We start from the raw sequence: 12673 nt of genomic DNA, 5'->3' as shown, positions 1-12673 counted from the left end.
GAATAATTGTAAAAGGGGAATCAGCAATAATAGAATATTTCGACAGAAAATAGTTTGCCGTCTTTAAATTGTAGCTGAATTTGTCCATCTTCTAAATTTAATGAGTAGTGATGTGGAGTTTTTAGAGACGTTTCAATATAAGTTCCATATTTTTCGATAAAGTCTCTTTCAGTGAGCTTATAATCAAAAATGGTTTTTGAATTGAGAATAAATTTGTTGTTTTCATTTAAAAAAACTTTTACAATTTCAACCAGATTTTTGCTTTCATCTACAGAAACTTCCAAATCGGAATAATAATAAAAAGTATCACTTAAATAAATGCCACATCCGTCTTCCATGGTTTTCTTTTTTAAAGGCTGATTATACAGTTTTAAAAGTTCGCTAAGTGGAAGATTGAATGTTTTGGTTTTCACTCCTTTTAGTGAAAATTCTGCTTTTTTAGAGATAGCTGTAATTTCATCAAAAGTCTTTTGTTGTCCTAGTTTCCTAGCTAAAAGTTCATTTAGTTCTGTTTCCGAAATTAATTTTTCATCATTAATCTGCTTTACAACAGCAGAATAACGCTGATAAGCAGGTGCTAATTTTTTGTAACCACTATTCCAGGCAAGCTCTACAATTCGTTCGCTTAGTGTTTTTCTTTCATTTATTTTTGAAACATCCAGTTTGTCAAATTCATTAATTAATTTGTCGAAATCAGGACGTTGTCCAATATATTTTCTTTGTACAAATTTGTTATATTCATCTCTAAATGTACCGCTGATATTCACCCATTCATCTTGGCTTTTAGGGTAATAATTTACAGGAACAGGATCTCCAGTAAATAAAATTTCTCTGATTTTTGAAGTTTTATCAGGCATTGCGCGTGCTTTCAAGCCGGCAGCTAAAACAAATAAATGAGGGCTACCATAATAATTATCGCCACTTTCAATGATTGGGTTTTCTTTATCTTTTGTTTTTATATCAGATGCATTGAGTGTTTCTGCAATATATTTTGCCTCAACATAGCCTTCAGAAAAATTATCAGATTGTATTTTATACCATCCGTTTTCATTTTTAGATAGTAGTTTTATAGATGCTCCATATTTAAAATAGCCCAGAAAATCAGATGATTTGTTCTTAGAAGTAAATAATCTTGTGTCCGATTTTATATAGTATATTTCTTGAGAGTGCAGTAAAAAAGAAGAGCAAAAAGCAAATAGAAAGTAAAGTTTTTTCATGAATGTTTCTATATTTTTTTGCCACGAATTCCACAAATTAACACTAATCTATATAAAAATAATTCGTGCTAATTTGTGGAATTCGTGGCAACTTAAATTTTAGCAATCAGCCATATTTACGGCAACTGCAAGACCTCCTTCAGAAGTTTCTTTATATTTTGAATTCATATCTTTTGCTGTTTCCCACATTGTGTTAATCACTTTGTCTAGAGGAACTTTAGCATTTTTAGAATCAGTTTCTAGAGCTAATTCAGCAGCATTTATCGCTTTAATGGCACCCATTGTATTTCTTTCGATACAAGGAATCTGAACTAAACCGCCAATAGGATCACAGGTCAAACCTAAATGATGTTCCATTGCAATTTCAGCAGCCATAAGCACCTGAGCAGGAGTTCCGCCCATCAATTCGCATAAAGCTCCCGCCGCCATTGCAGAAGAAACGCCAATCTCAGCCTGGCATCCGCCCATTGCTGCAGAAATTGTAGACCCTTTTTTGAAGATACTACCGATTTCGCCGGCAACCATCAAAAATTGTTTGATTTCTTTTTCGCCAGCACTATGGTTTTCAATTACCATATAATACATTAAAACGGCCGGAATTACTCCAGAACTTCCATTTGTTGGAGCTGTAACAACACGTCCTAAAGAAGCATTTACTTCATTTACGGCAAGCGCAAAACAGCTAACCCATTTTAAAATTTGGCGAAATTTAACTTCGGTTTTTCTAATTTCTTCCAACCAGCTTTGCGGGTCGGTATAATTCGATAATCCGATTAGGTTTTGATGCATGTCAAAAGCTCTTCTTCTTACATGAAGTCCACCAGGAAGAATACCTTCCGAGTGACAGCCTATGTACATGCATTCCAGCATAGTATTCCAAATACGCATTAGTTCAGAATGCACTTCGGCTTCTGGACGCATCGAAATTTCATTTTGATATACAATTTCAGAAATTGTTTTGTTTTCAGTAATTGTATAATTCAATAATTCAGCTGCGTTTTGAATTGGGTAAGGAAACGCACATTTTATTGCTTTCTTTTCTTTAGCATTGGTACGCTCTTCTTTTACAACAAACCCGCCTCCGATAGAATAAAAAGTTGATTCATATTCAGAGTCATCAGATTTGTAAGCTGTAAATTTTAATCCGTTGGCATGAAACGGAAGAAAGTCTTTGTTGAAAACAATGTCTTGAAGAAAAAAGAACGGAATCACTTTTTGGTTACCCAAATTGATTTCGTTTGTAGTTTCGATTTTTTTAATAATTCCTGCAATATCTTCAACAGGAATATATTCAGGGTCTTGTCCGCTCAATCCGAGCATTACGGCAAGATCTGTTGCGTGGCCTTTTCCAGTTAAAGAAAGTGAGCCATATAAGTCGACTTTTACTCTAGTAATATCGTCTAAAATTGCTTCGTCTTTGAGCTCTTCAAGAAAACGTTCAGCAGCACGCCAAGGGCCTAAAGTATGTGAGCTTGAAGGGCCAACGCCAATTTTAAGCATATCAAAAACAGAGATACATTCTTCCATTGTTCAATTTTTATTAAGACAAAGATAATCGAATAATGCAATTATGATTATTTTTTGAATGTTAATCTTGCATATTTGTTAAAAAAGATATTAAAATTTAATAATTCGGCAACGAAATAAATTTAAAACCTTAATATGCGCTTTACGTAAAAAGTTAGCTATTTTTAGGTATTTTTGTAAAAGAACGAGTTGTAAAGAATACTCGATTCGTCAATATTAATACTTCATGGATTTTGTTTGAATTCTGAAAAATGTCTTTTTACAAATTATAATGCCACAAGAAGATAAAGTTACCATATGATAGAATTTTTCAAACATCTATTACAAGAATTCGAATTACCTTTAAGTAACCCTGTATTAATTTTTTCATTAATACTTTTTATAATTCTGCTTTCACCAATTTTACTTAAAAAGATTAATATTCCAGGAATTATTGGGCTTATTATTTCAGGAGTTATTATTGGACCTCACGGATTAAATATTTTGGCAAAAAACTCTGCAGTCGATTTATTTTCGACAATTGGACTTTTGTATATCATGTTTATTGCAGGATTGGAATTGGATATGAATGAGTTTAAAGCCAACAGAAATAAGAGTTTACTCTTTGGTCTTTTTACGTTTATTCTGCCGCTTTCTATCGGGTTTCCAGTTTGTTTTTATTTGCTTCAATATGATTTTAATGCTAGCTTTTTGACAGCAAGCATGTTTGCAACTCACACTTTGGTTGCGTATCCTATTGTCAGCAAATTGGGAATTGCTAAAAATCAAGCCGTTGCCATTACCGTTGGAGGAACTATTTTGACCGATACTGCCGTTTTGATTATTCTGGCCGTAATTATGGGAAGCGCTCAGGGCAATTTAAATCAAGCATTTTGGGTAAAACTAATAATTTCTTTAGCTATTTTTTCTGCCATAATGTTTGTAATTATTCCACGTGTTGCAAAATGGTTTTTCAAGAAATTAGAGAGTGAAAAACATGCCCATTATATTTTTGTGCTTTCTGTGGTTTTCTTTGCAGCCTTTTTGGCCGAAGTAGCAGGAGTAGAGCCAATCATTGGAGCTTTCGTAGCAGGTTTGGCATTAAATCCGCTTATTCCGCATTCTTCTGCTTTGATGAATAGAATAGAGTTTATTGGAAACTCATTATTCATTCCGTTCTTCTTGATTTCAGTGGGAATGTTAGTTGATGTCAGCGTTATTTTGAGCGGACCAACAGCTTTGATTGTAGCAGGAACTTTAAGTGTTGTGGCCATATTCGGGAAATGGATTGCAGCATTTTTTACTCAAATTGTTTTTAAATACACTAGAACCGAAAGACAGCTTATTTTTGGATTAAGCAGTGCACACGCTGCAGCAACTTTGGCGGTAATTCTGGTGGGTTATAAAGCTAAAATTTTAGACGAAAATATCTTAAACGGAACCATTATCTTAATCTTGATTACGTGTATTGTAGCTTCATTTGCTACTGAAAAAGCCGCTAAGAAAATTGCAATCTGCGAAGAAGAATTTTCACATGAAGATACAGAAAGAGACCAAATTCTTGACGAACATATTCTGATTCCGTTGGCTAAAACTTCGGCGGCGGCGAGTCTGTTAGATTTTGCACTTCTGATAAAAGATAAGAAGTCATCAAACCCAATTACTTTATTGACGATTGTTCCTAATAACAATCAGGCGGAAAAAAATATTTTGAAGTACAGAAAAGCAGCTGATAAATTTGTTATTCAGGGCTCTGCTTCAGAAGTTAAAATCAATACCATTGCCAGAATTGACCACAATCCTGCGAGTGGAATTGCCAGAACTTCAAAAGAAATTATGTCTGATATTGTGATTGTAGGATGGCCAAGAAAGACAGGATTTATTGATAAAATTTTTGGAGAAAATGTAGATTCTATAATCAATAATGTCGATAAGACTTTGTTTATCTGTAGATTTCAGAAAAATTTTATTGAAGAAAAAAGACTGGTTTTTATCTGCCCTCCATTTTCTGAAAGAGGCGTTGGTTTTCACTTGCTTCTTCAGAAAATATGCCGTCTATCACAAGAATTAAGCATTCCGATTGTGCTTCATGCCGAATATAAAACGCACGAAACCATTCAGCAGATTGCTAATAATTTAAAACTAAATGCAAAATTAGGATTCAAAAATGTTTCGGATTGGGAAGATTTTGAAAGTATCTCAGACGAAATAAAACCAACCGATTTAGTTGTCTTCAACCTTTCTAGAAAAGGCTCTGTTTCGTATCAGTCTATTTTTGATAAATTGCCACAGAAATTCGAGAAATATTTTGACAGCAATAATGTGATACTGGTCTATCCGCAAGACGATCGCAAAGAAAGCGCAATGGATGCTTACGAAGATTTTACTGCATCACCTTTAGCAAAAGGAATTGAAGCTATAGAACAGATTGGACGAGGCATTGGAAGTATTTTGAAGAAAAATTAGGCAATCTTTAAAAGCTGCAAACCAAATAAATGAAACAAAAACTCCTATTAATTGTATTGATAGCAATTACTTTTACAGTAAGCTCACAGAATAAGATGAAAAGCACAAAAGAACTTATTGATAAAGCCGATCCAGGCTGGCCAATTGTGGAAGAGTGGATTAAAACCGCAAAAAATAAAGTAGAGATTCTACCAGTTGATCAAGCGAGAGCAAGCGAGACATTATATAAAACCCAAGTTACAACAAGGTCAACTATGGGAGCTGTAATTTTTATGACAGGTGGTCTTTTAATAGACGATGGCTGGATTAGAATTTTAGGTTCTGGAAGTTCAAAATTTAATAGAACGTTACCAGATTGGAATAAAGGAAAATCATTTAATGAGTTTGGAGAAACGCCAAGTTTCCTGCTGATTGCTGATGACGCCATTGGCGGTTTTTATTTATTGAATGGAGGCGGATTAGGAAGTGATCTTGGAAAGATCTATTATTTCTCGCCTGATAATTTAGAATATGAACCGCTTGATATTACATACTCTGAGTTTTTAGGTTTTTGTTTTAGTAATGACTTGGATAAATTCTATGAAGGGAATAGATGGAATGGATGGCGCGAGGAGGTATCGAAATTAAAAGGCGATGAAGTTTTTAATTTTTATCCATTTTTATGGACAGCCGAAGGAACTGATATCAATAAAAGCACAAGAAAAATTATCCCAATTCAAGAACAGTATAATTTAAATCTTGATTTGCGTAAACAAATTGGTTTGGGACAATAAAGCTTGAAATAATTTCAAAAGAACATAAATATGAATCACAATGCTAAGTCAATACGTCCATTTATAGGTTCTAAAAATTTTGAAATATCAAGAAGCTTCTATCGCGATTTAGGATTTGAAGAAACGGTTTTAGAATCTAATTTTTCGGTTTTTAAAACAGGAGAAATCGCTTTTTATCTTCAAGATTATTATGATAAAAGCTGGATTGAAAACACGATGATTTTTCTAGAAGTTGACAATGTTGAACGTTATTATCAAGAGCTTTTAGCTTTGAATCTTCCCGAGAAATATGAAGGAGCAAAATTAACTCCGATAAAATATTTAGATTGGGGAAGCGAATGTTTTCTTCATGATCCAGCTGGAGTATTATGGCATTTTGGAAAGTTTAAATAGGCAATATTTTTTGCCACGAATTGCACGATTTCCACCAATTATTATTCAAATTATAGAGTAGATAAATTCGCGTAAATTTGTGAAATTAGTGGCAAGCAAAAAAAATCATCTCAATCCAAAATCACCCAAAACGCGCGTTGTACTTTTACGCTGATACCAATCATTATAAACCAATTCTAAATTTTTGACTTCAAATTCTCCAAAATCATAATCGCGGAATTTCTCTGCAATTTCAATTAATTTTTTCGGATTATGAAGCTTTTCCTGAAAACGCATTATGGTAGAATGCGCTGTTGAAATTTCATATCGGCTGTCTATAGATTGCTGTAATCCCGAATTTTTGAAATTCTCTCTAAGCCTGTTTCGTAAATTATTCAACGTTTCATCACTTGGAAATCCCTGAATCATAATGGCCGAAGGTGAAGCGGTTATGCCTTTGTAGTGAATTTTTATTTTCTCAACATCAACCATACTTCTGCAGATTACTTCGATATATTCGTTTGGTGAGATCTGATTTAATGTAAATTTATCCGAACAAGAAATAATCGACATTACCGTAATATGGATATCTGAATCTGGATAAAAATACTGTTCTGGTTCTGCTTTTTTCAATTCATTAATGAAAGTTTGAATATTAGCTTTAATTTCATCATTTGGACGAATAAGCAACGTAATTCCGAAACGGGAATCAGACTCATTTTTAAGTTCAGAGTCAATAGAATATTTTCCTGCCGAAATGATTTCAGAAGATGTTTTATAAAGCTGATTGTAATGTTCGGTTAAATTCATTTCTGTATGTTATTCTGCTTCAAAAATCGATTTTAGAAGCTTTTGTAAATCATGTTTATTGTTTTCTCCGCCACCTTTCCATTTCCCAATAATAATACCGTTTTTATCAATAAGAACTTTGTGAGGGATTCCGCTAACGAAATAATCTCTATCTATAGAACTGTTATTTTCTAGGATAGAAATGTGTTTCCAAGATTCGATTTTATCTTTTTCAATGGCCTTTTTCCAAGCATCCGATTTTTCATCTTTTGTAATGCTTATAATTTCAAGGCCTAGCGATTTATAATTTTTGTATAGTTCTCTAATATACGGCAATTCTTCACGGCAAGGAGCACACCAGCTAGCCCAGAAATCAATTAAAACATATTGTTTGTTTTTAAAATCGGCAAGCGAAATGTCTTTATTATCAATGTCTTTCAGGTTAAAGTAGGGAGCAGGACTTCCAACTTTGCTTTGGTTAAAATATCTTAATTTCTCGGACATTTCTTGCCCTTTTTCAGAATTCTTTATTTCTGGCGTAAAATTTTCAAAAACTTCCACGAAAGTGTCATAAAAATTCATTCCAATAAAACGACTAACATGAAGTCGCATTAGTTGTAAAGAACAGTATGAATTAGGATGATTTTTAGCAAAAACAAAATCAAGTTTTAATTCTTCAATATCATTTTGATCTTTTGCATTTTCTAACTCATCCAAACGAAGATTTAATTGATTTTTAATTATCGAGTCTTTTTCAATTTCAATTTTTGAATACACTTCTTTTTGCAGTTTTACGATAGAATCGCGAACTTTTTTTGTGGGTTTATGAAGTTCTAGAATTTCTTTTTCAATTGCAGCTTCGTCTTGAGCGAAACTCAAAAAGGTTACAAAAAAGGCAAAAAGCAAAAAAAGGAGGTTTATTTTTTTCATTAAATAAGATTTTGTAAATGATAATAAAATACTAAGATTTAAGATTACTTCTTTTTTATTTTTTCAAGATTTTCTTTTACTCTAAACTTAACAATTTCGGTAATCAAATCATAAGGCATTGGATCTTTCAAAGGAAATTGGACAGAACCTTTTCCTGATTTATATTTAGCAAGTTTTTCTGCAAAAGCTTCATGTCCAGAAGGTAGAGCATAAAGTCCGATATGGTTTTTGAAAGCCGCAAAATAAACCACAATTCCATTCTGCTCGAAAGCTGGCATCGAATAACTGATTTTTTCTTTAGCATCTGGAGCTGCTTTCTGAATCGTCATTCGGACTTTCTCTAGAATTTCCTGAACATCATTCGGAAATCCGCCAATGTATTCGTCTATGTTTTCGGGTTTTTTAACTTCCATTTTCTTTTGTTTTTTGAAGTTTCAGGTTTCAGGGTTCAAGTTGCTTTTCTTTGCAGTTAGATCTTTACCGCAAAGTGCGCTAAGTTTTTTTTAATACGAAGACTAAGCAAAATCTATATTTTAAGTTCGCAAAGCTTTATGTAGAAAATGCTTTGTGAACTTTTCATTTTAATGATTCTCAAAAAGACTTTGCGCACTTTGCGTAATCCTTTGGGATCTTTGCGGTAAAAAAAAAACACTCAGATTTTGCGGTTAAATCATACGTTTAAGCAAGACCTTTAGGAAAACGATCCAAGACCAAATTCAATCGTAAATTATGTTCTAAATAAGCTTTTGCTCCCGCTAAAACCAAAGTAAAACCTTCAGTTGAATTACGAACCTGATCGATTATTTTATCTGAATCTCCGTGAAAACCAGAATTGGTAATACTCACAAAAGTTTCATTTTCGTTCAACGGGCTAAAAATCCATTCGACTAAAGTAATTTCGTCTGGATTTCCCCATTCTAAGACAATCTTTTTATTTTCTTGTACAACAAGTGTGGTTACTGAAAGCGAAAAACCATACATTTCCCAAGTCCATTCGGTTTTTTGGTTTTCTTCTAATTTTCCCGATCCTTTCGTAAACCAAAATTTACTAGTAATTTGAGGATCGATAAAAGCCTGAAAAACTTCTGAAACAGGTTTTCTAATCAGCATTTCGGCCTTTGCATATTTATTGTTTTCTGTTTTCATTTTTTTTAGGTTAGAAGTTGTTTGTTAGAAGTTTAAAAGTAAATTTTAAGTTGATTTACTTTTAAACTTCTAATTTAGGAATTCAGATATTAATATGTGCTAAAATTTAATTAAAATGTAAATCCAGCAATTAAATTAAGAGAATTTGTTTTCATTGATTGGTCAGTCGGCATAGCAGGTTTAGCAATATCTGTTAAACCTAAATTTTCTCGTAATTCAATATAGATGTTGTGATTATCATTTAGTTTAAATTCTTTTCCGAATCCGGCTGAAACTCCAAAATCCATTGATTTTCTATATTTGGTATCTTCTAAATTCTCATCTGAATTTTGTATGCCAGAAGTTTTATATTTCCAACCTGACTTAAGCAAATAACCTAAATAAGGTCCTCCATTAATATAAAAACTCTTATTACGAGTAAAACTGAATTTTAACATGATAGGAAGTGTAATATAATTCAAATAGTTAGTTGTTTTAATGCTATAACGGTCATATGATATATCCGAAATATAATTGACTTCTCCTTTTGAAGTTTGTGTTTTTCTGTCGTAATCCAAATCTGCTTTTAAAGACAGACTTTCATTTAGTTTGTATTGCGCTGAAATTCCAAACAAATAAGAAAAGCCAGGGTCTTCATCTATAAAAGATTCATAACCTCTAAAACTTGAGTAGGTTAAACCTGCTTGCACACCAAATTTAAATTTTGATTCTTGAGCAGTTGTTTTGAATGTGATTAAAGTAATTGTAAAAAGGAATAGGGTAATTTTTTTCATTTAATAATAGGTTATTTAATTTTGGAAGAGCGAATACATGTAATTAGCTTTTACTGCCTAAAATTAAACGTTCTTTTTATCAATCCATTTTCCAACAGTTGGCGCAACGTAATTTTTCATTTGATCCAATAAATCAGCAATATTGTCACTTACCAAAAGCATTTCTCGATTTACTTCTTTAAGCAATCCTTTTTCTGTCATAGTTCGCAGTAATTCAATCAGGGAATCATAATAGCCATTTACGTTTAAGACAGCGATTGGTTTTTTATGTAATCCTAATTGTGCCCACGTTAGCATTTCGAAAAGCTCTTCAAGTGTTCCAAAACCTCCAGGAAGAGCAATTACGCCATCGCATAAATCGTTCATTTTGGTTTTTCTTTCATGCATGCTTTCTACCAAAATTAATTCGGTTAAGCCTAAATGAGCAATTTCTTTTGATCTTAAAAAGTTTGGAAGCACGCCAATTACTTTTCCACCTGCATTTAATGCTCCATCTGCAACCGCACCCATCAAACCTACATTGGCACCGCCGTAAACTAATTCTATATTTTGTTCGGCCAAAGTTTTTCCAACTAAAATTGCTTGTTCTTCGAAAATTTTTTCTGTACCAAAACTCGAAGCACAGAAAACGGTTATTCTTTTCATTCTTTAGTTTTTTTTAGACAAGATGAAAGAAGCAAGAAGAAAGACGATTTATTATGTTCAATATCTTTTCTCTTGCTTCTTTCCTTTTATTTCAAGTCTCTGTTTTTCTTCAATTCATATTCAAAATAAGGAAAATCAGTGTCATTAATAGAAAATGTCAGTTCATTGATTTTTTCGGCTCCTAGTTTTAAAACAGCTTTTTGAGAACGGAAATTTTCTGCTCCGATATGAAAAAGCACCGAATTAACATGCTGGAAAGCATAATCCATCATTAATTTCTTATTTGAACTATTATATGGCCCGCCCCAATATTTTCTTGTAATGAAAGTGTAGCCAATTCCAACATTCGATTTTTCTGGATTGTAGTCATAAAAACTTGTTGTTCCCATAACTTCATTGGTTTGTTTGTCAAGAATTAAGAATGAACTTTTTGTGATTATTATGTCAAAATAAGTTTTAAAACCTTCTCTTGTATATCGGTCTTTTACAGGATTCTGTTCCCAAATTAAAGGATCAGAAGCAGCTTCAAATAATGCTTCAAAATGTTTTTCTTCTAAGGGAATTAATTTTGAGATTTCGTTTTCTAAAAAATCTGGCTGTAAATTGAAATTTGATGTTTGCATTTTTGATGGTTTTTATGGTTCGTTTTTATTCCATTTAGTTTCTGATTTTTAATCTGTGTCAATTCACTAGCGATCCTTCGACTTCGCTCAGGAAGACAAAATAAAATCTGTTTTAATCTGCAAAATCTGCGTGAAACAAAAAATTATATCTGTTTAATCTGCACACAAGAAACATTTTGCATTTTAATCTGTTTCCCTACTTTTTTTAATAATCCCGTTTTAGAATCTCTTTTAAAAACAACTACATTATTGGTTTGCACATTCGAAGCAACTAGAAATTTTCCGCTTTCGTCAATAGCAAATATACGAGGATGTTTTCCTCGTGTAGATTGATAGCCAATGTTTTTCAATAATCCGTTTTCATCAATAGAGAATATCGCAATATTGTTTTCTTTACCTCGGTTTGTCGCGTAAAGAAATTTTCCGTCAGGAGAAATATGAATATCAGAGCTCTCAAAACCTTCTTTGATTTTGTCGGGATGTGTGGCAATGCGCTGCACTTTGTTTAAAACACCATTTTCATAATTGTAAACACTTATCTGTCCCGCCATTTCTTCAATACAATATCCCCATTTTTGATTCGGATGAAAAGTAAAATGTCTTGGACCAGCTTCTAAATCAGTTTTCGTAAATGGATTTTGAGTTTTAATTAAAGGCTTTTTCTGATTTTCATCAAAAGCATAACTACGTATTTTATCGGCGCCTAAATCGGGTAAAAATAAATAATTGCCCTGCGGAGAAAATACTGCCGAGTGCACATGAGATTTGGTTTGTCTTTCTTTGTTTACGCTTCCGTCTGTATAGTGAAAATTTTGCGCAATAGAATCAATCCTGCCATTTTCCAGAATTGGATAAACCGATACACTTCCTTCTGTATAATTGGCATTGGCAAGCCATTTTCCGTTTTTGTGCACGCTGACATACACTGGATTTTCGCCACCGCTTCTTTGGCTGTTTAAAAAAGTCAAAGTTTTTGCTGTGGTATTAAATTCAAAACTGCTTACGCTTCCTGCATTTGGAGTTTTTGTATCTGTGCATGCATAAACATATTTACCGTTTGGAGAAACTGTTAAATAAGATGGATTCACAATATTTTTAACCGAAGTAAACTTAGTGAGTTTCCCATTCAAAGTATCCAATTGATAAACCTGAATCGTTTCTGCCGTTTTATCGCGATTATAAGAACCTAAAAACACATAAGTATTTTGTGAAAAAATGCTGGTTGTTAAAAGGAAGAAAAAGAACAGAAGTATTATTTTTTGTTTCACGGTATTTAGTTTGTTTCTGGTTTTAGAGTTTCAAGTTTCAGGTTTCATGTTTTGCTTACTTTTGCCAGGCTGAGCGAAGTCGAAGCCCTAGTACCAATTGGAGCGCCCTTCGACTTCGCTCAGGGTGACATTGCATAGATTTAGAACTCACAATTCACAACTCAT

The 12673-nt window shown here is 32.9% G+C and carries 13 protein-coding genes; 3 read left to right on the top strand and 10 right to left on the bottom strand.

Annotated elements, in window-relative coordinates:
- Positions 1 to 20: 20 nt before the first annotated feature.
- Both PQ463_RS11260 and PQ463_RS11255 read right to left on the bottom strand, forming a co-directional pair.
- Positions 21 to 1217 carry an SH3 domain-containing protein gene (locus PQ463_RS11260; RefSeq protein ID WP_274253783.1) on the bottom strand — a complete coding sequence of 399 codons (1197 nt, stop codon included), beginning with the start codon at positions 1215 to 1217 and terminating at the stop codon, positions 21 to 23.
- A 99-nt stretch (positions 1218 to 1316) separates the two neighbouring features.
- Positions 1317 to 2744 (bottom strand): L-serine ammonia-lyase, encoded by a 1428-nt coding sequence (locus PQ463_RS11255; protein ID WP_202003590.1) that lies wholly within the window; start codon positions 2742 to 2744, stop codon positions 1317 to 1319.
- Positions 2745 to 3041: 297 nt separating this feature from the next.
- On the opposite strand from PQ463_RS11255, the gene PQ463_RS11250 reads away from it, so the two are divergent.
- The 3 genes from PQ463_RS11250 to PQ463_RS11240 are packed head-to-tail and all read left to right on the top strand — an operon-like array spanning position 3042 to position 6355.
- Positions 3042 to 5189: a cation:proton antiporter gene (locus tag PQ463_RS11250; RefSeq protein WP_111379067.1), complete on the top strand. Its 2148-nt coding sequence runs from the start codon at positions 3042 to 3044 to the stop codon at positions 5187 to 5189.
- Positions 5190 to 5218: 29 nt separating this feature from the next.
- Positions 5219 to 5962, top strand: a complete 744-nt coding sequence (locus PQ463_RS11245; RefSeq protein WP_274253782.1) for a DUF2625 domain-containing protein — start codon at positions 5219 to 5221, stop codon at positions 5960 to 5962.
- Between the two features lie 30 nt (positions 5963 to 5992).
- A complete protein-coding gene (locus PQ463_RS11240) occupies positions 5993 to 6355 on the top strand; it encodes a VOC family protein (RefSeq protein WP_111379222.1) in 363 nt (120 codons plus the stop codon).
- Between the two features lie 105 nt (positions 6356 to 6460).
- Here the strand turns inward: PQ463_RS11240 and PQ463_RS11235 are convergent, their stop codons facing one another.
- The 8 genes from PQ463_RS11235 to PQ463_RS11200 form a co-directional block, all read right to left on the bottom strand.
- Positions 6461 to 7144, bottom strand: coding sequence for a 2'-5' RNA ligase family protein (locus tag PQ463_RS11235; RefSeq protein ID WP_274253781.1), 684 nt, complete (start codon positions 7142 to 7144; stop codon positions 6461 to 6463).
- Between the two features lie 9 nt (positions 7145 to 7153).
- Positions 7154 to 8053, bottom strand: coding sequence for a TlpA family protein disulfide reductase (locus PQ463_RS11230; protein ID WP_274253780.1), 900 nt, complete (start codon positions 8051 to 8053; stop codon positions 7154 to 7156).
- A gap of 44 nt (positions 8054 to 8097) precedes the next feature.
- Positions 8098 to 8466 carry an iron chaperone gene (locus PQ463_RS11225; RefSeq protein ID WP_274253779.1) on the bottom strand — a complete coding sequence of 123 codons (369 nt, stop codon included), beginning with the start codon at positions 8464 to 8466 and terminating at the stop codon, positions 8098 to 8100.
- Positions 8467 to 8731: 265 nt separating this feature from the next.
- Positions 8732 to 9199: an SRPBCC family protein gene (locus PQ463_RS11220; RefSeq protein ID WP_274253778.1), complete on the bottom strand. Its 468-nt coding sequence runs from the start codon at positions 9197 to 9199 to the stop codon at positions 8732 to 8734.
- 110 nt (positions 9200 to 9309) lie between these two features.
- Positions 9310 to 9972 (bottom strand): porin family protein, encoded by a 663-nt coding sequence (locus PQ463_RS11215; RefSeq protein ID WP_274253777.1) that lies wholly within the window; start codon positions 9970 to 9972, stop codon positions 9310 to 9312.
- A 63-nt stretch (positions 9973 to 10035) separates the two neighbouring features.
- On the bottom strand, positions 10036 to 10617 hold the full coding sequence (locus tag PQ463_RS11210) for an LOG family protein (protein WP_274253776.1): 582 nt from the start codon (positions 10615 to 10617) through the stop codon (positions 10036 to 10038).
- Between the two features lie 86 nt (positions 10618 to 10703).
- Entirely contained in the window at positions 10704 to 11240 is a 537-nt protein-coding gene (locus PQ463_RS11205) for a GNAT family N-acetyltransferase (protein WP_274253775.1), read from the bottom strand.
- Between the two features lie 143 nt (positions 11241 to 11383).
- Positions 11384 to 12508 carry a lactonase family protein gene (locus PQ463_RS11200; protein WP_274253774.1) on the bottom strand — a complete coding sequence of 375 codons (1125 nt, stop codon included), beginning with the start codon at positions 12506 to 12508 and terminating at the stop codon, positions 11384 to 11386.
- Positions 12509 to 12673: the final 165 nt, after the last annotated feature.

Origin of the sequence: Flavobacterium sp. KACC 22763 (assembly GCF_028736155.1) — a bacterium.
In the GTDB taxonomy this organism is placed as follows: domain Bacteria; phylum Bacteroidota; class Bacteroidia; order Flavobacteriales; family Flavobacteriaceae; genus Flavobacterium.
This window is presented reverse-complemented; position numbering and strand designations above follow the sequence as displayed.

Bases quoted from the DNA above. Each gene is read 5' to 3' on its own strand.
- PQ463_RS11260 (WP_274253783.1), bottom strand. From the start codon at position 1,217: ATGAAAAAACTTTACTTTCTATTTGCTTTTTGCTCTTCTTTTTTACTG.
- PQ463_RS11255 (WP_202003590.1), bottom strand. From the start codon at position 2,744: ATGGAAGAATGTATCTCTGTTTTTGATATGCTTAAAATTGGCGTTGGC.
- PQ463_RS11250 (WP_111379067.1), top strand. From the start codon at position 3,042: ATGATAGAATTTTTCAAACATCTATTACAAGAATTCGAATTACCTTTA.
- PQ463_RS11245 (WP_274253782.1), top strand. From the start codon at position 5,219: ATGAAACAAAAACTCCTATTAATTGTATTGATAGCAATTACTTTTACA.
- PQ463_RS11240 (WP_111379222.1), top strand. From the start codon at position 5,993: ATGAATCACAATGCTAAGTCAATACGTCCATTTATAGGTTCTAAAAAT.
- PQ463_RS11235 (WP_274253781.1), bottom strand. From the start codon at position 7,144: ATGAATTTAACCGAACATTACAATCAGCTTTATAAAACATCTTCTGAA.
- PQ463_RS11230 (WP_274253780.1), bottom strand. From the start codon at position 8,053: ATGAAAAAAATAAACCTCCTTTTTTTGCTTTTTGCCTTTTTTGTAACC.
- PQ463_RS11225 (WP_274253779.1), bottom strand. From the start codon at position 8,466: ATGGAAGTTAAAAAACCCGAAAACATAGACGAATACATTGGCGGATTT.
- PQ463_RS11220 (WP_274253778.1), bottom strand. From the start codon at position 9,199: ATGAAAACAGAAAACAATAAATATGCAAAGGCCGAAATGCTGATTAGA.
- PQ463_RS11215 (WP_274253777.1), bottom strand. From the start codon at position 9,972: ATGAAAAAAATTACCCTATTCCTTTTTACAATTACTTTAATCACATTC.
- PQ463_RS11210 (WP_274253776.1), bottom strand. From the start codon at position 10,617: ATGAAAAGAATAACCGTTTTCTGTGCTTCGAGTTTTGGTACAGAAAAA.
- PQ463_RS11205 (WP_274253775.1), bottom strand. From the start codon at position 11,240: ATGCAAACATCAAATTTCAATTTACAGCCAGATTTTTTAGAAAACGAA.